Source organism: Chitinophaga polysaccharea (genome assembly GCF_007829335.1).
Taxonomy (GTDB): Bacteria; Bacteroidota; Bacteroidia; order Chitinophagales; family Chitinophagaceae; genus Chitinophaga; species Chitinophaga polysaccharea_B.
In genome coordinates this window covers 20,434-45,421 of record NZ_VIWO01000010.1, presented here as the reverse complement: position 1 = coordinate 45,421, position 24,988 = coordinate 20,434, and the positions used below count along the sequence as shown (strand labels likewise).

Here is a 24,988-nt window from a genome sequence, read left to right as displayed (position 1 = left end):
TAACGCTTACATTTATCTATGAAGAAAATTTTTATCGCATTACTGGCGCTGGTAACCATGTTCCAGGTGGCCTCCGCGCAGGAATCCACGGCGCATACCGACTGGAGAAACCAGAAATATTCCATGTTTATTCACTGGGGGGCTATCTATTCTACGCTGGGAGGCGTATGGGAAGGAAAGCCGGTAACCCGGGGCTATAGCGAACAAATTCAGGCACATGCCGGTATTTACAGCGATGTATACGGTGATGTAGCTAAACAGTTCCATCCTGAGCATTGGAATGCCGACTCAATCGTGCTGCTGGCAAAAGCTGCCGGCATGAAATCGGTGGTGATGACTTCAAAGCACCATGATGGTTTTTGCATGTTTCATTCTGCCTATACCGACTATAATGTGGTAGACGCTACCCCGTTTAAACGCGATGTATTGAAGGAATTATCGGATGCCTGCCAGCGGCACGGCCTGAAATTCGGGATGTATTTTTCGCTGATCGACTGGCATTTCCCACAGGCCTATCCCATCTCCAGTAGTAACAGTGATCCTATTACCCCTGAGCATCATGAGTATAACAAAAAACAGGTTACGGAGCTGATGACCAACTACGGGCCGGTATCGGAGATCTGGTTTGATATGGGTTCGCTCACCGCTGCCCAAAGCCGCGACCTGGCAGCGATTGTACATCGTTTACAGCCGGGATGTATGGTGAGTGGCCGTTTGGGAAATGATGCCGGCGATTTTTGTGTGATGGGAGATAATCAATATCCCGATTATAAGATCGCTTCGGCCTGGCAAACGCCTGCTTCCGTATATGATGAAACCTGGGGATACCGCAGCTGGCAACAGCATGGTAAAGCATCCGATAAGGCGCACGAGAAACTGGAGGGGCTGATTAAAGTGGTGAGCCGCGGTGGTAACTACCTGTTGAATATTGGTCCCCGTGGCGATGGCTCCGTGGTAGATTTTGAAAAGGAGGTATTGCTATTGAACGGCGCCTGGCTGCAACGCAATGGAGAAGCTATTTACGGGGCTTCCGCCAATCCTTTTGACACCACTTTTACGTGGGGAGAAGTCACCACCAAACCGGGTAAGCTATACCTGCACCTGTTGCAAACGCCTGAAAATGGCAGCATCCTGTTACCGGGTTTAAGCAGTAAAGTAGGCCAGGTAACTTTGTTGGGAGAGCATAAGAAAATAGCCGCTAAGATCAGCAGCAAAAATGGTAACACGTATATCCAGCTGCCGGCCGGCTTCCAGTTAAAGGATAAAGATATTCAGGTACTGGCGTTGACCTGTAAAGAAGGGGTACATATCACGCCGCTGCATTTACTGTTGAATGCCCGCCGACTGGACCGGTACAATGCTGTTCCGCTGTATAGCTTTTCCGGTATCGATTATGAAAGCTATTACCGCAGCCGGGTAGGCGATTCCTGGACGTTTACCGCCGGCAAGCCCGCCGCATTGAAACTGTTATACAGTGATGCGGAGAAAGGCCGCAGTATACAGCTGACCCTGAATGGTAATACCCATCAGGTATTGCTGGACGGTGGTACCGCCCAGCGGCTGCAGTCTGATGCCTCCAATTTACAGTGGGGACCTATGTACAGCGCCGGGCCTTTCTGGTCTGGTATAGACGGTGTACATGGAGATATAAAACAAATAGATCCTTCCAAACCATGGCCTAACCAGGACAGTCAGCCCTGGAAGCTGCAGCCCGACTGGAAAAACGATGCGCTCATTACCTTTGACGGCGATAGAAGTATTGCCAAATATGTGTTACAGGAAATCACTGCTGCCAAAGCGGGTAACTACCTGGTAGGTTTTACCAGTGGAGATGGTATTGCGGTATATCTGAACGGAGAAGAGCAGGTATTGCATAATAACCCTGAAAGGGGAGGCGTGACCAATGAAGTGGTATTGTTGTCGCTCAAAGAAGGCAAAAACCAGTTGCTGGTAAAGGCGTACAGCCGTTTTGCCAAACAGTCGGAAGTAGCTATCCGCCGCAATGTACCACAGGTCATGTATGTGCAGCCGTTGGATATGCAGGTAAGTGGAAATGGCAAGGTAGAAACCTGCGAAGTAAGAGAGGCGAACCCGGTATCGGGGCATCGTAATTTGCGTATGCCGAACCTGTCGCTGTTGATTGATTCAAAATAAGGATGGCAAATACATTTTTCCAATTCAAACAATTTACTGTTCACCAGGAGCACTGCGCCATGAAGGTGTGTACAGATGCCTGTATACAGGGAGCTTTTACGGCGCAGTACCTGGCAAGCCAACTTACTACGGTACCGGCTATACTGGATTTAGGCGCCGGTACCGGTTTGTTGAGCCTGATGCTGGCGCAGCATAGCCCGGCAACCATTACCGCCGTGGAGCTGGATCCCGGCGCAGCGCAGCAGGCTACCGCTAACTTTGCGGCTTCTCCCTGGGCGGACCGGCTAATCCTAACGCAGCAGGATATACGAAAAATGGAGCCTGGCGGAGGCTATGATTTTGTTATCAGCAATCCACCATTTTATGAAAATGCATTGAAGAGCGGTCATGCCCAAAAAGACCAGGCGATGCATGCTACCAATCTTACCTACGGGGATCTGCTAACAGCGATCGACCGGCAACTGTCGCCGGCAGGAGAAGTGTCGGTATTGTTGCCCTACGCTGTATTTGATACATTCTGCGAGCTGGCATTGACAGTCGGGTTGCATCTGCGCCAGGTATTATATATAAGGCAAAGTGTGAACCATGGGTATTTCAGGGCCGTAGGCATTTTCGGAAGAACGGCAGCAGGTACTGCGGTAACGGAAATGGCGGTGTATGATGCGGAGAAGAAATATACGCCTGCGTTTAAGGCGTTGTTGCAGCCTTATTATCTCTACCTTTAGTTGTCGGGGTATCAATTGGTAGCCTCCGAGTTTTTGGCTGCTCTCAAATATTTGATTACTTCCTGGTCGCTTACTTCACTGAAATCATCATAGAAAGCACCCACACCAATAAATATTTCCGGTATATAGAGTACTGTTACTTCATCGGCTGTGCGACGAAGCAGCTCATACGCAGCTTTAGAAGCGATAGGGGCTGCTACAACAATTTTCTCAGGATGTTTTTTTCGCAACATTTTGATGGTAGCCAGCAAAGTATTGCCAGTGGCAATACCATCATCTACAATGATAACAATTTTGCCGGTGACATAGGCCGGAGGCTGGTTGCCCAGATATAGCCTTTGCATTTCAGCCAGCCGGGCCCGTGCGTTCCTGATTGTTTTTTGAAGATAAGCATCCGATACATTTTCATGCGGAACTATATAACTGTCGGTAAGGCTTACAGCCCCTACCGCATATTCCTCGTTGTCGGGATGGCCTATTTTCTTGGTAAGTGTAAGGCTTAATGGCAGCTGCAGGGTTTGGGCAATAATATATGCGATGGGCACCCCGCCTCGTGGTACTCCCAGCACTATGGCATTCTGCCCTTTGTATTTATCCAATAAAGGAGCCAGCTGGATGCCTGCAGTTATTCTGTTGCTAAACATATCAGGTGCTTTTAAGGTGAAGATACTGGTCAAACCATTCAATGGCGGCTATGCCAACCTGGCGGAGCGTATCACCTTCTTCAAAGAGATGCCCTGCGCCGGGTATCACTAGTAATTTTTTAGGACCTTTCAACTGCGTAAGCGCATGTTGATTTAATGCCAGCACTTCCGGATCCAGGCTGCCTACTATGAGCAATGTAGGCGTTGTTATAACAGGCAATGCGGTAGCTGCAAGATCAGGTCTTCCGCCGCGGCTAACTACAGCCTGTACATAAGGTAGTTCACTGGCTGCTTCCAGGGCTGCTGCAGCGCCTGTACTGGCGCCAAAATATCCTATGGTAGAATGGTTGACAGGTTGGAATGCCGACAGCCATTTTGTTGTATTGACGAGCCTGCTGGTGAGCAGAGAAATATTGAAACGTGTGTAATATGAACCAGTTTCTTCCACTTTAGTGAGCAGATCGAATAGTAACGTACCAAACCCATGTTGTTGCAATGCTAATGCCACAGACTGGTTGCGCGGGCTGAACCTGCTACTCCCGCTACCATGGCTAAAAATGACAATAGCAGTAGCTCCCGCCGGGATAGTAAGCTCTCCATCCAGCATTACCTGTCCGGCAGGTATTTTGACTGTTTTTGAAAAAGATTGCAACATGATTTAAATGTAGAAAAATGATTATCGAGTCGTAATGATATCTATCATAAAGAGGGGTGATTATCATCATAGCATAAAAATGATGACATTTTTATCTTAATAAAAAACTTTTAAATCCTTTTGTCATGGATCACTATTTTAAGCATACTCTTGATACTACGGTGTCTATAGCTGATCTTCACAGGGCTGCTCATCCTTTTACCAAGGGAGGGAACCTTGATCTTTTAATTGACAAAATTGGTCATGCGCGTGTGGTAATGTTGGGAGAGGCTTCACACGGGAATCACGAGTATTACAAGTGGCGTAATTACATTTCACAAAGGCTTATTGCAGAAAAAGGTTTCAATTTTATTGCAGTAGAAGGTGACTGGCCTGATTGTTACCGGTTTAACCGGTATATAAAGCATTATGATCAATCCGGGAGTAGCGCATTTAATGTACTGCATTCATTTAACCGCTGGCCTACCTGGATGTGGGCCAACTGGGAGATTACAGCCCTCGGAGAATGGTTATATAATTACAATGTATCATTGTCTGTCGAAAAGAAGATTGGATTCTATGGACTGGATGTATACAGCCTTTGGGAGAGTATGGAGGCCATCCTGGCTTACCTGAGAAAGGAAGATCCGGCCATGGTCAGCGTAGCAGAAGAAGCCTATCAGTGCTTTGAGCCATATCGCACAGAGGAAGGACATGGTTATGCAAGAGCTACCGCGCTGGTACCGGAGTTATGCAAGACAGAGGTGGTGAATCTCTTACGGGATATACGGCAACGCTTCCCGCATTACGACACCGATCATGAAAGTGCTTTTAGCACCGAACAAAATGCGCTGGTGGCAGTACACGCAGAAAATTACTATAGTGCAATGATAAAAGGGGGGCCTCATTCCTGGAATATCCGTGACCTGCATATGGAAGAAACCCTGGAACGGTTACTGCAATTTCATGGGGGGCAGTCGAAAGCTATTATCTGGGCGCATAATACGCATATTGGTGACGCCCGGGCTACTGATATGGCCAGTGAAGGCATGGTAAATATAGGTGAGCTCGCCAGGGCTAAATTTGGGGAACACCAGGTCGCGCTTGTTGGTTTTGGTGCTTATCAGGGTCATGTGATAGCAGGAAAAAGGTGGGGCGCCCGAATGGCCAATATGACCGTCCCGCCCGCGCAAACAGGGAGCTGGGAGTATCTGCTTAGAAATGAAGGGGACTGTAATAAATGGTTTTTAATGGACGATCTTCGTAATACCCAGTTTTTGGAAGTGCCCGTAGGGCATCGCGCTATTGGAGTTGTTTACCATCCGGAGTATGAACGATATGGCAATTATGTGCCCAGCATTCTTCCTTTACGCTATGATGCTTTTATTTACCTGGATCATGTAACTGCGCTTCATCCGCTGCATATCAAACCGGATGGCACCCAGATGCCCGAAACCTACCCCTTCGGCGTCTGATGTTTATGATAAAGGTCATGCGGTTATTTGATGCCGCTCATCTTTTTTTTGATGTGAATGCTGGTTCTTTGCTATAAAAGCATCTATGGTTACCATTGTTAAAACAAAGGCTAACTATAATACCGCCTTACGCAATATTTTTCATCAGATGTCGTCCTCCAATATGGGCGCTGAACTAGGATCTATGAGAGTAACAGAATTGTATCAGCTATTTTCTTGCCGATATTCTGGTATTTCATTTTCGGAAGTGGTGTGGGAGCTATTACATCGGCTGGCGATACATCCTACCGGCATTTCATTTTCCCTGGATTTCTTGTTATGACGATTATCTTCAGTTCCCTGTTTAATGGCGCGTACATTGTATGGGATAAAAAAATAGATTTCCTGAAAGAAGTGCTAATTGCACCGTTATCCCGCACTACTATTTTCATTGGTAAAGTAATCGGCGGCATGACAGATGCTTTACAACCTTACCTGCGATAACCAACGCTGTAATAAGTGGGGCCAGCGCCCGTATAACCGCAATAGAAATCAAAGATGGCCGCCATAACTTGCAGAAATTATTAGTATAATATTGATACTTTTAACCAGCTGCAACAATGACGGCGATCAACAATTGTTATGACTTTGCTCACAAAGGTGAGAATTAAGTTGTTATTACCTTCCGTAGAATTACGCTAACAGCCTACCCACCATTTACGTACTTTTACGGAATTTTTAATTTTGACAGCTGAAAAGTTTGCTGCCATTCGTTAAACAATTAATTTTGTTCCTTCATTACATCAACCCCTTAAAACCATATATTCAAACCCCAGTTAATGACAATGCTTATACGTACATAGCAACCCCCATACACATATTCATAACCCCAAATTAAAAAAATCAATGTTAACGCTCCAAAAGTCGTTCCGCTATGCTGCGGACCCTACTAAGCTGCCGTTTAGTAAAGTTCCTATTAACGTCGGCTATCCTGTATTCTCCTTCAAGATCGCTGATACCAGTGGCCAGGTGACCAGGGAAAAGTCAGGTAATGCCACTATTAGCTTTTCACAAGAAGTAAGTGCCACCACCTACTTCAGTGCGCTTCCGGAAGGCAGTATGTTCAGTACTGCTTATGATTTGCTGGCCAAATTTTTCCAGCTTCATTTTAATTCGTCGCCCACTACCGGCGTTACCTTAAATGATATCTCTGTCAGCCTGCAGGTAACGTATGGTGGTGCCGGTAATGCCACAGATGCCACTGTTCTGGAAGGCATCTATTTCCTGAAAGATCTTGCCCCTGCACAAAGATCGCTACGGCTATTAAATGCAAATGCCGCCGACGGAAATGCTGAAATCTATATCAACAAGAACCTTTACCTGCTCAACAAGTCAGTGTACCTGAAATTCCTGGAGAAATTTGGGAATATTTCCTCCGACCAGGAAGGATTTTACCTGTTGTACGTGATTAACCAGCTGGTAGATCTCAGCGGACCAGCGCCTGCATTGCGCACAGATATCGACGATGCGCTGAAAACAAAGATCGCCGGCATATTAGGCGCGTTGGGCGTACAGGAAACAAGCATCAAGCAGGTGATCGATTACACGATAGCCAATTTCGCACAGCTGTTCGATTTTTCGTTGCTGATGCCGGAGCTGAAAACAGTAGATATCAGCGGTACCTTTGAAGTAGTTAGTACCGACAATACGGATGTAGGGTTTACAGATCTGCTGCTCTTTGATCTGTCGGTGGAATACGCTTCCCATATTGCCGATAACACCTCCCTGATGCAGATCCTGCATTTCGACTGGATGGCGCATAAAACAGATTTTCATAGCGGTAAAATCAAGTTCTCTTTTACCCAGGACAATCCGCTGTTGCAGCGCAACGTCGATGGCGTGATTTCCGTAAAAGTGAAAAATTTCGATAAAACAATTATCTGGTCAAAAGATTACCGGGTAGATGATGCAGCGCTGGGAAGTCTCGCGATTTCAGTTCCGCTGCAACGCCCGAACGTAATTACCTCTGGCGATAAAAGCGGTAGTAAAGATGAAAACAAACGCCTGAGAGGACAGCTGGTAGAGCTGAGTAAGCAATGCGATCTGAAAGGAGTTACCGTACTGGTACAGGCGAAGAAAGCCGAAGATCAGCCCTGGCAGATAGTGGGAGCTGCCGATGCAGATAGCGCCGGTAATTTTTCCATGGCTTATCCTTTCGGCGTGTATATCGCAGCGCAGGCATTAGTGTCCCTGACTCCGCAAAGCCCGGTAACAATCGCCACAGATCCGGCCTCCAAGAATAATCAGTCCATTTCCGCAGACTTCCTGTACCTGCTGGTAAATGGTGCTGATTGTGCCACAACCGGCGACAGCCATGGTGATGATGACTGCGCGTGTCATTCCGTAAAGAAGTCGGGACGGTTACCCGGGCAGGAAGACCTGATCAACTCCGACCAGTATTCCCAGGATATTGGCGGTTCCTGCGTGAACCTGTCGACCCCCAACCGCACCTTAAGAGAATATAACTACCAGGCGATTGTACGCACCTCCGATCCGGATGTATCCAACTATACCCTGCGCAAACTGGAGAATGGCACCTTTGAACTGGTGGGAGATAATAAGAAAATTAAACGTGCAGCAGTAGACCTGGATAACCCGGTAAGGTGGCAGGATGCCCCGGATGCCGGGGATAACCTTTCTTTTTACCAGTCTGTAACCGTTGCTACCGGTCATATTCTGCATTATAAATCGGAGTTTAAGGCAGATGGATATTCCATGGGAGACCTCCTGTATTCCCTGGCGCTGGCTCCCGGGCAGAAAAAACAGATGGTAGTGATTGATGCCACGCACTCCCTGTTAGGGGCCGAAAACCAGTCTATCGCACAAGGGGAAAGCCTGGCGGCCAACCTGCTAAATGACCGCTCTATCACCGATCAGCTGGGAGGCAATATCAACGAAGCCTTGCAGGGCAGTAGTTCCGCGTCTACCAGCGGTGTCAGTGCCGGTTTAGGCGTAGGCGTTAGCTATGGCGGCATAGGCGCTTCCCTGGGCGTTGCCGGCGGTTATTCCAATTCCAACTCCAACGCGTCGCAAAACAGCTCCCGCAATGTATCCCAATTCTTCGGGGAAAGGCTGCGCCAGTCTATTATGCAGAATGCAGAAAGCTACCGGAGGTTGAATGCTTCCGTGGTGACTTCTGTACAGGAGGGGCAAACATATGGCGCTACCGCCGATGTAGTGGCCAATCATAACCACTGCCACGCCCTCACGATGATGTATTTTGAAGTACTGCGCCATTTTGCCATCTACCAGGAACTGGTGAATGTAGAAGAATGTGTGTTTGTTCCGCTGCTGATGACCAATTTTACGACCGATAATATCTTTAAATGGTCTGATATCCTGGCCAAGAACCTGTTGCCCATGTCTTCCAACACGTACCTGAAGCCATTCAGCTTTTTCTACGGAAGGCCGCAACACCCGTTGCTGAAGGCATTTGATGCCAATGAAAGGATCAAAACGAATTACGCGCACGTAGACTACCCGACTGGATCTTACGACCAGGAGCCGATCAGCTTTGTAAAAGGAGATATTAATATCCGCACAAATTTGCAAAGGCCTAAAACCAAATACGATCGCATTAAGTCCCTGCCTATTATCACCAAAACGGTAACGAAAGAGGTAACCGATGCGCGTAGTATAGCCAAAAGCGCTATGCTGGGGGTTATGACCGGCGGGTTGTCCTTTCTCTTCGGCTCTGATGGCTCCCATACAGAAACAGAGGAAATACTGGCGAAAGAAAAGATCTTCGATTCTTTCATGCAACTGGATGCTAATTACGAATATGTGCCGCCGGCAAAATGTATCCGGGTCGTAAATTTCGAAGCTTTTAGCATTAAGTTTTCCGGTATCAATATCACCATTTCTCCCGTAGACTTTTTCCAGAACGGTATCGTAGATAAGAAGCTGTGGGACGCTTATGCTTCCATCCTGGGATACAATAATACGCTGGAAATGCTGGACTACTATTTCAAAGGCAGGCTCATATCCGAATGGGATGATATCTATTACAATGATATTGCACCGGTGGTTTTTGATAAGATCGTAGACAGTATCCGCCTGGAATATATCGGCACTGATATGACCAGCACGTCCCGCTACAAGGGCGGTGAGCGTGTGATGCGCATTAATTTTGAAGGTACCACCAGCAAACGCCGGGTCGATTTTCCATTGACTATGAAAATGTTCTGCAACAGCCCCGTGGTAAAAACACTAAAAGACCTGGTAACACTTACCGTGGAAAATGTGCGTATTGCCTATTCTACGCCTCACTTTAACGGATTGTTATACAGTGGCAGCGTGGGCGACGACCTGCTCGACGATACCCTGCTCTACATTCCTGAAAATGCGGACGAGAAAAAAGATCCGCGTAAAGAAGACCGCTACCTGGTGCAGAAGCTGATAGAACATCTCAACAGTAACCTGGAGCATTATAATAAAGCACTGTGGTATAACCTGGATGCAGACAGAAGGTTTATGCTGCTGGATGGTTTCAATATCCAGATCTTTAACGATTTCGGCATACCCGTAGGTTTCAGAAGCCTGGCGTCGGTAGTCAAAAATCAGCTGATCAGTATTGTGGGTAATTCCCTTGTGCTGCCCGTAGCGCCAGGCTATAAAGTGAGCCAGTCTTTCATCACAGAAAAAACCGGCGATGGCGTAGAACAGGAAATAACCCTATTGGATCACTATCAACCTATCACCCCGGTTCCTCCTTACCGGATTAGCATCCCCACCAGGGGCGTGTTTATGGAAGCGGTACAGGGCGCCTGCGATGCTTGTGAGAAGGTGAAAGAAAATTCTTCACAGGATTGGAATAAGTTCCCGACGGATGAACCTTCACAAATCAATCCGATTACCCCACCAGTACCTACTGTTACCGACTGGAAAGCAGCCTTCAAGGATTTTGCTACGCCGATCGTCAATATCCAGAATGCGCCGGCAGCACCGGAACCAGGCGCCGGACTGGCAGGTATAACAGAACTGTTGGGCAAGGCAGGTATCTTCAAGGATATTACCGGCCTGGATGCTAACCAGCAGAATGCTATTAAAACCTATCTCTCCAACCAGGAAAATGCGAAAGCATTTGCAGAGATGGCGAAGAGCATGGCTATGCAGGGACATAATACCGATAACTCTTCCAAGATCATGGATACCCTGAAGAATGCAAAAGATTCCGGCGCTATCAGCAGTGAAGATTACGGTAAGCTGGTAAAAGAACACCTGCAACAGCAGATTGACGGTGGAGCAACCAAGAAAGCTGAACTGGAAAAAGAAAAAGCTACGCAGAAACCTACCTTAACAGATGCTGCTGTAAAAGCTGCAGACCAGGGTAAGGATGTGAAAGCACAGAAAACTGATCCGGAAGGCAATATAGAATCTGTAGAGATCAGCAGCGGAGGCAAGAACGGCACTGTGCTGGCTGCTGTAGAAGGCGTTGTGCCCAAACTGCAACAGGATAACAACCTGGCTTGCTGGGCTACTGCCGCTACGATGATGGTCAGCTGGAAGATGAAGAAGCCAATGACAGTTCCAACCGTACTGGCACTGGCCGGCGATGAATACGTAGATAAATTTACGAACAAGCAGGGGCTGAAGTCGAGCGAGAAAGAAGCATTTATCGGTAAACTGGGTATGGTGGGCGAACCTCCTGCAGATTACCCGGTACAACAATATATCGACTGGATGAAGGCTTACGGACCGCTGTGGATAACCACCGATGCCAGTGTGGCCACTGGTATGTTCTCGCCTCATGCCCGTATCCTCACCAGGATTGAAGGCACCGGTAACCCGAACGGAACAGGTACTTACTTTATCTTCAACGATCCTGCTACCGGCTCAGAAAAGTCACAGAGCTTCCTCGAATTCATCGCGGCATTTGAACAGATGGTGACGGATAACAAATCTGATAACCTGTTTGTACAGGTGGTACACTTCAAAGACAAAATTGACGGTACCTCCGAAGGCTACCAGATAGAAGGTCCATGGAATCTTAATAACCCGGTGCATGAAAATGTGACGCTGGCGGCGTTGATCAAATCATCCGTTGGCGTTCCTACCACCACCAAGGTGGGCAGTGATCAGGCGGTGAATGAATTTTTCCGCGGGGTAATATGGAATGATGATCCGGCCATCCTGTTGTTTGATGAGAACAAGTATGATAACTGGGATTTCTCCAGCGGCATTATGTGGAAGAACAAGTTTGACACCGCTGGCAAGGCCAGTGCCAACGATCTGAAAAACCTTACCGGCAGATCCCATTACTGGGACATGCAGTTCCTGCACGGTATGGCAGCGGCGATAGGAGAGGATCCTAAAGATACGCAAGCCAAGGTGCTGCTGTGGGCGGAATTCATGTATAAATTGTCTATCAATGAGGGAATCATGGATACGGATACGCTGAAATCGGTGCCAGTCACCAGTAAATTCGGTAGTACCACTTACACTGTCAATTCGTTCTTTACGGCGGCATCCGATCCACTGGAAACAGATACCATTAATACGTTGCTGAACCGCAATACAAAATGTGTATTCCTTAACAACTCCAGAAGGGCCATTGGATCCCTGATGCACCTGATCCAGGATTCCTTCGCCAAAGGGCACGTAAGAAGGGTACTGAAGAATCCCGGTGATCTTAAACCAGGCACTACTGACCAGTTCCAGCCTGGAAAGTTCGGAGATTACGGAGACATCCAGAACTTCCATTGCTACAAAGGACAGAATCATGATGATCATGATAAATACGATAAGTATGATACCAGTCTTTTAGATACCAGCAAACTGGAAACCTTCAATGGATTGATCGGTGCAAGAAACGCGATCGATTTTTGTACCAGGTTGCTTAATTTTTGGAAAGCCCGAACACCGTATGCGAATGGCCCTAAAGTGATGTTTGAAAACGAAATATTCAAACTCGCCCCCGGAGCCACTCCTGCGGATGCCACTGTGTAATATCAGTAGGTGTATTTTTCAGGCCGGTTGGAAGCAGCAATGCTTTCAGCCGGCTTTTTTATTGCCTAATCATTATTTCATCACGTGTTTCATACTACTCACCGCAAAACCGCTGAAACACCCGACTACATTGCTGCCCTTTATGTTGCTTTTCAGCACAACAGGGGTAGAAAATGGGCCGCTATTGACCCTCGCTTTATTAAAACTGTCCCAGAAATCATGTACGGGACGTTCTACACTAACAAGGTAGTAAATAGCCGTGTCGCCGATTGGCAGGGGAGCTGAATGTGTGATATGTATGTCCTGTCCGTTTACCAGGTCGTCTGTATTGGGTAGATACCTGTCTGTACTAAGTGCGCCCCATCCAAATGTATTTTTAGTGTAACGGTTGCCCCAATAATAAATCTGTGCATTGCCAAGTGTATCAGGGTCTGTATAATGTACAGTAAGCCGGGCCTGTACTTTTCCGGAGTCGTCTTTAAATGGAGGGGTATTCGTAAGGCTATCAATGGGCACCGGGATGGGTAACGTGGTGATAGCTGTATATTTCTTTCCTCCTGCCATAATTTCAAGCAGATAGGACTTTCCAGGTTTACCTAATAGGGCGTGAGAAGAGTCGGTAGTAAGTTTGGGATCAAAGTAGGCGCCTGGAACATACAGGCCGTGCATGCCGGGTGTTTTGCCTTCTTTCATCGTTACTGTACTGGCAGGATTCCATTGATAACCTTTTCCTTTTTCGAAAAAGCCTTCAGTGATGGTTACCGTTGCTTTTTCCACGGCGGTATTGGCAAATTGTGATTCATTGAAGTTGACAGTTTTGCCGATGATTACATAGTTATAGGTGCGGATACTATTGTTGATATAGGCTTCTACTACCAGCATGGGAGGCGTTTTATCCAGCTGGAGATCTATATTTTTTTCGCAGGAATTGCAAAGAAGCAATAGCAGTAAAATAGGGATATAGCTGTTGCAATAATTTAATTTTTTCATACATTAGAAATTAAAGTTCCATGAAATGCTTGGCAGAATAGGAAACAGCGTCACCTGTTTGCCTTGTATGGTCTTTTTGTTTTCGTCTACATCTATATAAATGAAGTATGGATTACTACGATTATAGACGTTATATACACTCAATATCCAATGACTTTTAAAGCGCCGGGTACTTTCAGGGTTCGGTGTGAACGTAGCGGAGAGGTCGAGGCGATGATAAGCCGGCATACGATAGTCATTGACTTTGCCATAGCGATTGATATTGGTATATATCGGCGAATCGTTGCTGAAATTAAATCCCAGGTTATAAACAAACCGGCCATTGGGCATGGTGAGGGCGTTACCTGTACTGAATACAAATAAACCAGAGAACGTCCATTTTTCCGATAATTCGTAGTTGGCAACTACGCTGAGATCATGTGTGCGGTCGTACCGATAAGGAAATGGTTTACCCCCATTGAGCTCCGCAAAGGTGCGTTCTGTGCGACTCAGCGTATAGCCGATCCAGCCAGTGAGTGGTCCTGTTTTCTTCTTGAGCAGTAATTCCAGCCCGTATGCCTTGCCGGTACCAAAGATCATTTCGTTTTCAATGTTCTGGTTGAGGAGCAGTTGGGCGCCTGGCATAAATTCAAGCTCGTTATCCATTTGTTTGTAGTAGGCTTCAGCACTAAATTCATAGCTTTTGGACAAATCCTTAAAGAATCCCACCGCGATCTGGTCGGCCACGCCTGGTTTTATCAGCCGGCTAACAGGTACCCATAGGTCGCTCGGAAAAGTGGCTGCGCTGGTGGTGGCCAGGTGCAGGTACTGTACGGTACGGGTATACGAAAGCTTAATACTCGTTTCGCGGTCAAGCAGGTATCGCATAGCCAGACGTGGTTCAGGATACATATACTTGGCGATTCGTTGCCCTTTTTTATAGGCGATTGTTTTACCAGTGGGAACGCCGTCTTTTCCGTATACCACCTCTGTCTTGGGGCCTACCTGGTCGAAGTAACTCACACGCAGTCCTGCCAGGATATTGAACCGGTTATTAATGTCCCAATCTGCGCTGAGGTAGGCAGCTGCCTCCCGGCCATATTGTTTATTGATCTTTGATATAAATTCCTGTTCTCCTGCGCTGGTACTGCCTGCGCCTGGTTTGAACTGATGCCAGGTGCCCTGCCAGCCGGCTTTTAATTTGAGACGGTTGGAGGGCAGATACATCCAGTCGTTTTTTACCTGGTAATCTAAAAGTCCTGATGAAAACAGTACACCATCTGTATTGTAGCTGATGCTGCTGCCAAGTTCAAAGGAGTTATGGAATATTGAGAACTCTTGTTGAATTTTTCTGCTGATTTGTGATTTCCAGGTAGCACCGGCAAGTGTATTTCCCCAATTTGCTTTAAAATGACGGTACCTGTCGGTGGATTCATTTTTATCGTAGTTGAAGTTGTCTTTGCCTGTATAGAAATTGAAAGAAATACTGTTGGCAGCATTCAGCTCAAAATTCAGTTTAGCGTTAACATCATAAAAATAGTAACCGTTATTGCCTATGGAATCCGGTGCAATCCAACGGGCAAGCTGATCAATATAAGTACGGCGGGCACTTATAATAAAGGAAGATTTCCCTTTTTGCAGTGGCCCTTCTACAGTAAGGCGGGAGGAAATCAAGCCGATGCTGCCATTGAATTTAAGGCTGTCTTTATTTCCTTCCCTGGAGGTGACGGAGATTACACTGCTCAGTCGCCCGCCATATTCAGCTGGTATTCCTCCTTTAATAACGGATATGTTTTTAACTGCATCGCCATTAAAAATACTGAATGCACCTAGCAGATGAGTGGGATTATAAACAGTAATGCCATCCATTAATACGAGGTTTTCATCGGGGCCGCCGCCGCGTACATATATACCGTTACCCGCGTCACCGGCATTTTTGACGCCCGGAAGCAGCGTGATGGATTTTAATGGATCAATTTCCCCCATCAGGGTAGGTAATTTTTTCATCTGCTCAATGCTCAACAGATGTGAACTCATCTGGTTGAGCTGTAGAATCCGGTCCGCCTCAATTGTAATGGGTTTGAGCTGGTTACTACTTTTTTGCAATACAAAAGCAATAGTGGTATCACCCTTTAGCACAATACCCTGGCTACTGCCGGCGTAGCCAAGGGCGCTAACGGTAACCAGGTACCGGCCCGGGGAAAGATGCAGCAGGGCAGTGCCGGTTGAATCCGTAATGCCCGCGAATGCGCCTGCCACAATATGGGCGCCGATACCCTGGTGTTGACTATCAGTAACGTGTACGCTAAGTAATTTCGATTGCCCACGGGCATTCTGCCCCACAACTAACAAAAATAGAAAGTTCCATAGTCTGATTCGAATGGTTTTCCGTCTGTTTACCATTTTTAGAAGATTAAGCTGGTTTACAGAAAGCTCAGTTTCGTTGAGCCTGTTTATGGTTCGTTAATATGGCCATTTCAGTCCGCATAATGTAAGCTGGTTGAACGGTTTTTCAATTTCAATGCTGGGAATGTAACGATACAAAGGAATGTTGTGCCCATCCGCAATTAATACGACGAAAACACTACCGCGGTTTGTAAACGTAGTGTAATTGATTATTAATATTAATGGTTTAAGGCGATAGAAATCAGGACAATCAATAGATGTAACTATTGCTACACTTAAAATCCGGTACGCCGATATTTTTTAATGCTCGATATGGTTTATCAGGTAGTGTTCTCTGATATTAGCGTTACACCTTTGAGCAATAATTACGCCAGAAAGGCGGAGGTTGGAATTATTTTTTCTTTAAGAGTGGTCAGTATGTGAATACCCGTGATCCTGACGATAGTCAGGATTTATGCTAATAGACATCATATTTCATTCTCCCGGCGGGTTCTACATTTGAGTAAAATAACTACATCCTTAAAACGGTAACTATGAAGGGTATTATCATCTATAAGGGCAAGTATGGTGCTACGCAGCAATATGCAACCTGGTTATCGGCAGCATTGAGTATTCCCGTGGTGGCAGCCGGTAAGGAAACGAAAGATCAGTTGGAAGATGCAGACTATATCATCATGGGGACCAGCATTTATATTGGGAAATTGCAGTTGCGTGACTGGGTGAAGAAGAACCAGGGCCTGTTGGCAGGCAAAAAGCTGTTTCTTTACCTGGTGGCTGGTACACCGGTGGCGGAAAAGGAGAAGCTGGAGGGATATATTACAGCCAATATTGTCGCCGATATCAGCAATAAATGCACTTGTTTTTTTCTTCCCGGTAAACTTGAATTCAGAAAGCTTTCGTGGGTGGATAAGTGTTTGTTAACTATAGGGGCACGGTTGGCGAAGGGCCGTGGGGAAAGCATTCGCGTTGCTGATTATAATGATGTGAAAGTAGAATATCTTTCAGGATTAATAGCATCTGTGCATAAGTTAAGTGAAGTGTCAGTTTAATGAGAGTCTGCTTTTTTATATTGCTATTTTTTCCCGGTCTTTATTTAAATGGACAGGTAGTTCATAATACTGTGCAACGGGAGGATCTGGGCATACATATCTTTTATCAGAAGACCGGTGGCCGGCCCGCCTGGATCAGTGCTGCAGGAAAGCCGCATTTTGATATGCTGACTGCATATCTTCGGGAAGCTGCTTTCCTGGGATTGAATCCAAGCGACTATGATCCGGTGCTGATACAAGCGTTAGTAGATAGTAGCTACAAAATGCTGACAGCAACAGATACCCTGAATGCCGATGTTCGTATAACTGAAGCGGCTATCCACTTTTTCCGGGATGTGGCATATGGCCGCCTGGTGGAATCCCCAGTAAAATATAATGGTCTGCCACCGTTGCCAAATGCCGAAACAGATATTGCTACTAAACTGGCAGACTCCCTTCTCCTGGGACGGTTTTCAAATTTTTTGCCCTCCATAGAACCGCCGGATACTGCCTATACACTGCTAAAGAATAATATTGCTGCTTTATATCCCATTATCATAGATAAGGCTTTTAAAGAGATACCTGTTACGTCTTTAAAAGCAGATAGTTCCAATGTTCCGCTATTATTGAGGCTGAGGCAAATCGGCATTATAGATACACTCGCTGGCATTGGACAGCGGCCGTTGTTGGACAAAATAAAAGAGGCGCAGCATTTGTTCAATACCCTCGACGATGGTGTGTTGAGAGACCGGTTCCTGAAAGCACTGAATCTTCCATTGATACACCGGTTGCAGGACTTGTATAAGGGATTAAACGAAATTCGTTGGCTGCATTATTATAAAATGCAGGCATCGGTGGTATTGGTAAATATACCTTCTACTACATTGGTGTTTTATGAGCATGGAAAGCCAGTGTTATATTCGAGGGTGATAACTGGAAAGAAGAGCACGCCGACTCCCACACTAGGCAGTTGTATTACAGAAGTAATATTATTTCCCTATTGGACCGTACCCAATAAAATTGCTGTTGGCGAATTATTGCCCCATATTAAAAGAGACCGGCAGTACCTGGCCGATAACCAATTCGTAATATTAGATAAGCGCGGACGTATTGTAGACCCTTCAGATATTAACTGGAATAGTCTTGGCCGCAGTAATTTTCCATATACCATCCGGCAGAATACCGGTTGTGATAACTCCCTGGGCATTGTAAAATTAAATTTCTATAGTCCGTTTGGCATTTATCTCCACGATACACCTGGAAAAAACCTGTTTATGCTACAACAGCGGTTTTTCAGTCATGGATGTGTAAGAGTAGAGGAGGCTGTACAACTGGCGCACTTGCTTTTGGATAAAGCAGCAGCAGCCATGATGGCCCTGGAAGCGAAAGGGAGTCAGCCTGATCAGCACCCGGTTGTTTTTCCTGTTCCGACTACCACGTATGTATTGATACTTTACAATACAGCGTGGCCGGATACCACCGGACAGGTTAGATTTTATGAGGATGTTTATGGGAAGAACTGATCGTTTGTCAGCGTTTTCAAAACACAAACTACTACTTTGAGTATATGCTGTCATTGCAGTAACCGGTAAATTTAGGACGGCAAATCAGCGGAATGTTTTCAAAACCCGGTACTTTTTGGCATATACTATACTACTGCCTGTGTTTAACCCCGGCTATCAAGGTAAGCGCACAGCATATTTCCCTGGGCAATCCCTCTATGGAAGGCCGGCCGGGAAAGGGCATTGTGCCTGCTCCCTGGTTTATAGCGGCAGGGACGCCTGATACGCAGCCGGGTATTTTTGATATTAAGCTGTTGCCTTCAGCAGGCAGCAGCTATATTGGTATGCATAGTGGGAAAGGTTTTCTGGAAGGGATTGGGCAGGAATTATCTCCACCATTGACGCCACATACTACTTATGTATTAAGTTTTGACATGGCCTTTACAACTTATTATCTGTACCCGGCTTGTTATGGTAGCCTGGCAATTTATGGCGGCAATACGCCGGGGGATACTGCGGCTTTGCTATGGTTGTCCGATAATTTTACCCAAACGGACTGGAAGCGCTACCACGCCGTATTTCGTTCCACGGAAGCATGGCGTTATATTTCTCTTTGGGCTTATCCCACTGCTCCCTGTAATAAAAGCCAGTTTGGGATTGCATTGCTGATCGACAATTTATCCACGATAGATGAGTTGCAGTTGCCCGCTGTAACTGCTACAGTAAAACCCTGCAGCTGCGAGGCCGTAACAGATGGTCGTATTACGCTGCATGTAACCGGAGGAGTTCCTCCTTTTCAATATAAACTGGATAATGGCGGATGGCAGGCGGATAGTGTTTTTACAGGTCTTGCGGCAGGAGGACATACTGGTGAAATAAAAGACAAACATGATTTTCAGGCCAGTATAGACGCCACCGTCACCTCGCCCTGGAAAAATTGCCTGGTGGTATTACCTACTGCTTTCACGCCTAATAACGATGGGCAGAATGATATTTTCCGACCCAAGGTATATGACGCTATCCATGACTACCGGTTACGGATATACGACAGGTGGGGCAAGCTGGTATTTTCCAGCGAGTCTCCGGAATGGGGGTGGGATGGCACTATAGGGGGATCACCCGCAAATGTACAATCTTACGTATATATATGCACGTATACAGACGGCCGGCAGGAACAGCATATGCAGAAGGGTAGCGTATTATTATTGCGCTGACAAGGAACTGGGATAGTGGATAAACATCATTCAGGAGGATGTATCAGTAGCATAAGGAAATGTAATAGTAAAAACGGTGCCGGTTGTATCGCTGCTCACTGCTATCGTGCCGTTGTTGGCATTAACAAAGCACTTTACAATGGCCAGCCCCAGTCCGGCCCCTTCCCTGGCGCCTACATTTCCTGCGCGGAAGAAGGGGGTAAACAGCAACCGTATGTCTTTTTCGGGTATACCAATGCCGTTATCCTTTATTTTGATGCAGAGATATTTTTTCCTGTAGTGCAGGCTCAGTAAAGGATTTTTTCCATGCGAGTACTTGAAGGCATTACTCACAAGATTGGTAAGGATACTTGTGAACTGACTTCTGTCGATGTAGATATCTTGACGCGTACCGGAAATTTTTATTTTCAATAGCCGTTTATCGGGCCGTTGGTCGAAGTACTGTTGTTTGATGGTCCTTGTGAAAGTAGTGGCATCCGTTACCTCGGGATGCGTAACCGGGCTGCTGGCTATTATGCTGCCGCTAATGAGTATATCGTCCACCATGTTGCTAAGGATCGTTATCTCCTCTTTGATACGGGACAAATTCCGCTCGTAAAATGGTAGCATCAATTCATCCCGCTGCATTTTTGTTTCCAGTAGTTCTATAGAAGATGAAATTGCCGTGATGGGTGTTTTAAATTCATGTGTTGCCATGGAAATATAAGCAGTTCGTATTTCCAGTAGTGATGCTTCTCTAGTTATATGTCTGTTAATGGGTTCCCGCATATGCTGATTTTTGGTAGACAGTAAATAAGGTTTATTTCGAAGGATATGGATCAGCAGGATAAATATGGTTATATACACAAAATACAAAAGTTTTTTAAATATTATATTAATTATATAATAATATGAATGATTATCCCTTGTATTTCATTGTAAATAGTGGTTTTGGTAAAATTTATACAATTAATGTTATTCCGATTAAACACCGTATTATTTATATATTTTTATTTATAAACTGTATGTGTTGATGATTTTAAGTAATACTATATGTTTAATTTAGTGATTAATAATTAATTGTAAAATAGTGCTAACAGGCAATCTTTTTTAGGTTTATATTTACTATCAAAGTATTTTATTGTACCATATCTGTATTTTATTAACCATATCTATCTGTAAACTTCCTTCCATTAATATGATTAACATAGGAATTATTGAAGACAACCATTTTCTGTTAAACAACTATCGTGAATTTCTGGAGGACTTCCAGGAGTGCCGCGTTGTATTTGCATGTAAATCGATAGAAGAATTTATCGCGTTGCCGGTAAGTTATCCGGATGTAAAGGTAGTATTGATGGATATTACACTGCCGGGTATGTCGGGTATTGATGGTATAGCTGAAGTAAAGCAACGTTATCCCGAATCGAAAGTGATTGTATTGTCTGGGCACGACGGTAAACAGTATGTTATTGAATCCATTAAACAGGGGGCCAGCGGCTATATTATTAAAACGAGCCGATTGAGCGATATCTACCAGTCCGTAATGGACACGGTGCATAATGGTGCCACCTTATCTCCCAAAGCAGCACATCTGTTGATCAGCCATCTCAACAAAAATCCATTGGAAAGTATCAGAGACAAACTTACCCGCAGGGAATATGAATTGGTGGAATTACTCAAAGAAGGCTACTCATATAAGGAAATGGCCGGGAGATTATTCGTTACTGTATTTACTGTGAACCAGCACCTGAAAAAGGTATATCAGAAGTTGAATGTTTCGTCCAAATCAGAATTGATTTCAAAAATCTGGTCAAATAATTTATTCTCTCTCTTCTTTTTTACAGGTATATCCGAAAATATCCTATATTTTTCTTTTACTGATATGATAGCCGATTTTGTTACAGATTTACTTTAACGAGTAGTAAGATACTTGAATTGAAAGCAATTTATACTGTAGTGAGTAATTGATTGCGGATAGTAACCGAAGTAATATTGTATGGAAATGTAAGGGATGTGCAAATGATGATGTAAAAAGCCATATGATGATATTGAAAACCTGCTTAACCTGGATAGGATGGGGATTACTATGCTTCAGTTGTTTGTTTACTTCCTGCGTATCAACCAAAAATGCTGTTTACTTCAGCGATGTAAAGGACACTGTGCTGTCCCCGGTGGATGGTAATTTTGAGCCCCGGATACAAAAGAATGATATACTGCAGATCAATGTAAGCAGTCTTAACCCGGAAGATGTTATTATCTATAATGTATCCAACATGGCTTCTGCGTCTGGTGCAGGTGGAGCTAATGCGGGCGCCGGAGCAATGCTGGGAGGGTTCCTGGTAGATGAGCAGGGATATATTCAATACCCGGTATTGGGGCCGGTAAAGGTAACCGGCCTTACTAAAAAAGCGCTCACCGTTTACTTGCATGACCAGCTCATAGAACGTAAGTTGCTGGTAGATCCCGTAGTAAGTATCCGTTTCCTGAATTATCGTGTTACAATACTGGGAGAAGTCAGTAAACCAACTGTAGTAAATGTTACGAATGAAAAAATATCAGTACTGGAAGCGTTGGGGATGGCTGGCGATATAACGGTATTCGGTAAACGAAATAATATCCTGTTAATCCGGGAGGTTGATGGAGAGCGGATTATTCGCCGTATAGACCTGAATGATAAACGTATCCTCAACTCTCCTTACTATTTTCTGCAATCAAACGATATACTGTATGTAGAACCCAATAAGTCAAAAATAGCGACAGCGGACCGGTCCCGGCAAATATTGCCCATTGTACTCAGTAGCTTGTCATTACTCGTTATTATCCTGGATCGTTTAGTTGTTAATAAGTAGTGTATGCAAAAAGTTAACGGAAATAAAACCCAGACTGGTGAAACGCCATTGAGCCTGCTAACGCTCATCCGTTCCCACTATCTGCCTTACTGGCCGCTGTTTGTAGTTGCCGTGGCAGCAGCCCTGGCAGGTGCATTACTCTATCTCCGGTATGCTACGCCACTCTATAAAATTTCAGGTGTACTGTTGGTACAGGAAGCTTCTAACGGACTTGGCGCCAGTGATATGCTGCAATCGCTCGATTTGATGAGTGGCAGCAAAACAATCATGGAGAATGAAATTGAAATACTAAAGTCGCGCACGCTAACGAAAGCGGTTATACGAAATTTAAATTTGTATGGAGAGGTAATAGAAAAAGGGAAGATAAGGGATGTGGTACTTTATAAAGACAGCCCCCTGAAATTTACTTTCCTGGAACCGGAAAGCATAGAAATGGCCGCAACAGGTATCTGGCCGTTTACGTACAACGAGGCCGCCAAACAGGTTGTCATCGACGGTAAGAAATATCCTATAGGCGATACCGTGCAAACAAGATGGGGTAAACTGTTAATACAATCAGGGGCCAGACACATAGATACATCGGCGAGCTATACCCTGCACGTGATGACAGAAAAGCAGTGGATACAGTTGTTACTGGCCACAATGAAAATTATGCCTGCCGCCAAGGCGGGGAGTGTAGTAGACCTCGAATACACCGATGCCGCGCCGGAGCGGGGTGAGGATATTGTAAATGAGTTGATCAGGGTATATAATAAAGCGGCGGTTGATGATAAGAACAGAACCTCTGCCAACACGATGAATTTTGTGGAGGAAAGATTACGCATTGTAAGCGCTGAGCTGGGACAGGCAGAAACACAGGTAGAACATTTCAAAACGGCACAGGGGATTGTGGATATCGGGGAACAAAGCAAATTGTTCCTGGCCAGCGTACAGGAAAACGACCGTAAGATCAGCGAAGCAAATATGCAGCTCTCTGTCCTGGATGCGATTGAAAAATATGTCAACAACCAGGACCCGAATGGCAATATTGTACCCGGTACCATCGGTCTTACCGACGCCGTATTACTGGAACTGGTGTCCAAATTATCAGAAACCGCACTGCAATTGGAGCGGCTGCGTAAAACTACCGGTGAAAACAGTCCGTTGCTGGCTAGCCTGACCCGGCAGATGGAACGGCTGAAGCCTGCTATCCTGGAAAATATAGGGAGTTTACGTGCTAACCTGGAGGCCGGACTAACACGATTACAGGCAGAAAATAGCCGTAATATGGGTATCATCCGCAGTGTACCCGGCAAAGAAAAAGCATTGCTGGAAGTAAGCCGGCAACAGGTGATCAAGAATAATATTTACACCTTTCTACTTGAAAAACGTGAGGAAACAGCGCTAGCCTATGCTGCAGCTGTATCCGACAGCCGGATTGTAGATGCAGCCGAATCTGCCGCCTATCCTTTCAGTCCCCAGAAACCACTGGTACTCGGAATTTCTGTACTAGGCGCCATAGCGCTGGTAGTGGGATTTGTATCGCTGAAAGATATGATGAACCGGGAAGTGATGTTCCGTGCTGATATTGAAAAAGTGACCACCGCGCCTATTGCAGCTGAAATTATGCATCACGATGGTAAAGACCCTGTGGTGATGCGTAGTAACAGCAGGACAGCTGTGGCAGAACAGTTCCGGGCATTGAGAACTTCTTTATCCTATATTGGTTTGAATGGCGACCGCAAAACCTTGCTCATCACTTCTTCTATTTCTGGTGAAGGCAAAAGTTTTATATCGGTGAACCTGGCGATGAGCCTTTCGCTGGCGGGGAAAAAAGTGGCACTAATGGAATTTGATCTACGGAAACCCATGATCAGTAAAATGCTGGACATGCGCATAGATCCAGGCATCAGCAACTACCTGGTAGGTAAGGCATCTCTCCAGGATATCCTGAAAAAGATAGGTGATAACGGGTTTTTGTACCTGGTGCCAGCCGGCATTATGCCGCCCAATCCCAGTGAACTTATCCTCAACGGCCAGCTGGAACATTTACTGAACGAGCTGAAAGAACGTTTTGATTATATCATTATTGACTCTGCCCCGGTAGGACTGGTAACAGATGCCAGGTTGATTACCCCGTTCTGTGACGCTACCCTGTATGTAGTACGTCATCAACGAACTCCCAAGCATTATCTTAAGCTGGTGGAAGAGCTTTACCAGAACAGGGAATTGGGAAAACTGAATATTGTATTTAACGGCATAAAACGGCAAGGGGTAGCAGGGTACGGGTATGGATCCGGATACGGCGACATAAACGGCTACGGCTACACCGAAGTATCCAGAAAACCCGGTTTATTCAAACGCAGCACAAAGTAGCTGTTATTATATCTGGTTGCACTATTGATATAAATAACGGGCAGAAGTATGCCCGGTCCCGCCT

At 45.6% G+C, this 24,988-nt stretch carries 16 protein-coding genes; 11 read left to right on the top strand and 5 right to left on the bottom strand.

The features are described from left to right. Positions 1-18 precede the first annotated feature (18 nt). On the top strand, positions 19-2,154 hold the full coding sequence (locus FHW36_RS25925; protein ID WP_145673508.1) for an alpha-L-fucosidase: 2,136 nt from the start codon (positions 19-21) through the stop codon (positions 2,152-2,154). Positions 2,155-2,156: 2 nt separating this feature from the next. Then, the gene (locus FHW36_RS25920; RefSeq protein ID WP_145673507.1) at positions 2,157-2,879 is read left to right on the top strand and encodes a tRNA1(Val) (adenine(37)-N6)-methyltransferase; all 723 of its coding nucleotides are present in this window, start codon (positions 2,157-2,159) and stop codon (positions 2,877-2,879) included. Between the two features lie 11 nt (positions 2,880-2,890). Here the strand turns inward: FHW36_RS25920 and FHW36_RS25915 are convergent, their stop codons facing one another. Together FHW36_RS25915 and FHW36_RS25910 are read right to left on the bottom strand one after the other, a co-directional pair. Further along, positions 2,891-3,523 carry a phosphoribosyltransferase gene (locus FHW36_RS25915; RefSeq protein WP_145673506.1) on the bottom strand — a complete coding sequence of 211 codons (633 nt, stop codon included), beginning with the start codon at positions 3,521-3,523 and terminating at the stop codon, positions 2,891-2,893. A 1-nt stretch (position 3,524) separates the two neighbouring features. Continuing rightward, entirely contained in the window at positions 3,525-4,178 is a 654-nt protein-coding gene (locus FHW36_RS25910) for a dienelactone hydrolase family protein (RefSeq protein ID WP_145673505.1), read from the bottom strand. A gap of 125 nt (positions 4,179-4,303) precedes the next feature. Between FHW36_RS25910 and FHW36_RS25905 the strand changes: the two genes are divergently transcribed. The 3 genes from FHW36_RS25905 (at position 4,304) to FHW36_RS25890 (ending at position 12,619) form a co-directional block, all read left to right on the top strand. Next, a complete protein-coding gene (locus FHW36_RS25905; RefSeq protein WP_145673504.1) occupies positions 4,304-5,632 on the top strand; it encodes an erythromycin esterase family protein in 1,329 nt (442 codons plus the stop codon). A 180-nt stretch (positions 5,633-5,812) separates the two neighbouring features. After that, the gene (locus FHW36_RS25900) at positions 5,813-6,115 is read left to right on the top strand and encodes an ABC transporter permease (protein WP_145673503.1); all 303 of its coding nucleotides are present in this window, start codon (positions 5,813-5,815) and stop codon (positions 6,113-6,115) included. A 402-nt stretch (positions 6,116-6,517) separates the two neighbouring features. Then, positions 6,518-12,619, top strand: a complete 6,102-nt coding sequence (locus tag FHW36_RS25890) for a papain-like cysteine protease family protein (RefSeq protein ID WP_145673502.1) — start codon at positions 6,518-6,520, stop codon at positions 12,617-12,619. A gap of 72 nt (positions 12,620-12,691) precedes the next feature. On the opposite strand, the gene FHW36_RS25885 is transcribed toward FHW36_RS25890, so the two are convergent. Together FHW36_RS25885 and FHW36_RS25880 are read right to left on the bottom strand one after the other, a co-directional pair. After that, positions 12,692-13,609, bottom strand: coding sequence for a DUF4249 domain-containing protein (locus tag FHW36_RS25885; RefSeq protein WP_145673501.1), 918 nt, complete (start codon positions 13,607-13,609; stop codon positions 12,692-12,694). A gap of 3 nt (positions 13,610-13,612) precedes the next feature. Continuing rightward, a complete protein-coding gene (locus FHW36_RS25880; protein ID WP_186452599.1) occupies positions 13,613-15,931 on the bottom strand; it encodes a TonB-dependent receptor in 2,319 nt (772 codons plus the stop codon). A 596-nt stretch (positions 15,932-16,527) separates the two neighbouring features. Between FHW36_RS25880 and FHW36_RS25875 the strand changes: the two genes are divergently transcribed. From FHW36_RS25875 to FHW36_RS25865, 3 genes are all read left to right on the top strand, one after another. Beyond that, positions 16,528-17,043, top strand: a complete 516-nt coding sequence (locus tag FHW36_RS25875) for a flavodoxin domain-containing protein (protein ID WP_145673499.1) — start codon at positions 16,528-16,530, stop codon at positions 17,041-17,043. 71 nt (positions 17,044-17,114) lie between these two features. Then, complete coding sequence (locus FHW36_RS25870; protein ID WP_186452598.1) at positions 17,115-18,545, top strand: L,D-transpeptidase family protein; 1,431 nt, start codon at positions 17,115-17,117, stop codon at positions 18,543-18,545. Positions 18,546-18,637: 92 nt separating this feature from the next. After that, on the top strand, positions 18,638-19,738 hold the full coding sequence (locus FHW36_RS25865) for a gliding motility-associated C-terminal domain-containing protein (RefSeq protein ID WP_145673496.1): 1,101 nt from the start codon (positions 18,638-18,640) through the stop codon (positions 19,736-19,738). Positions 19,739-19,768: 30 nt separating this feature from the next. Here the strand turns inward: FHW36_RS25865 and FHW36_RS25860 are convergent, their stop codons facing one another. Next, the gene (locus FHW36_RS25860; RefSeq protein WP_186452597.1) at positions 19,769-20,434 is read right to left on the bottom strand and encodes a sensor histidine kinase; all 666 of its coding nucleotides are present in this window, start codon (positions 20,432-20,434) and stop codon (positions 19,769-19,771) included. A 481-nt stretch (positions 20,435-20,915) separates the two neighbouring features. Between FHW36_RS25860 and FHW36_RS25855 the strand changes: the two genes are divergently transcribed. The 3 genes from FHW36_RS25855 (at position 20,916) to FHW36_RS25845 (ending at position 24,924) form a co-directional block, all read left to right on the top strand. Further along, on the top strand, positions 20,916-21,635 hold the full coding sequence (locus FHW36_RS25855) for a response regulator (protein WP_145673494.1): 720 nt from the start codon (positions 20,916-20,918) through the stop codon (positions 21,633-21,635). A gap of 124 nt (positions 21,636-21,759) precedes the next feature. After that, complete coding sequence (locus FHW36_RS25850) at positions 21,760-22,569, top strand: polysaccharide biosynthesis/export family protein (protein ID WP_145673493.1); 810 nt, start codon at positions 21,760-21,762, stop codon at positions 22,567-22,569. Positions 22,570-22,572: 3 nt separating this feature from the next. Next, complete coding sequence (locus FHW36_RS25845; protein ID WP_145673492.1) at positions 22,573-24,924, top strand: GumC family protein; 2,352 nt, start codon at positions 22,573-22,575, stop codon at positions 24,922-24,924. Positions 24,925-24,988 lie beyond the last annotated feature (64 nt).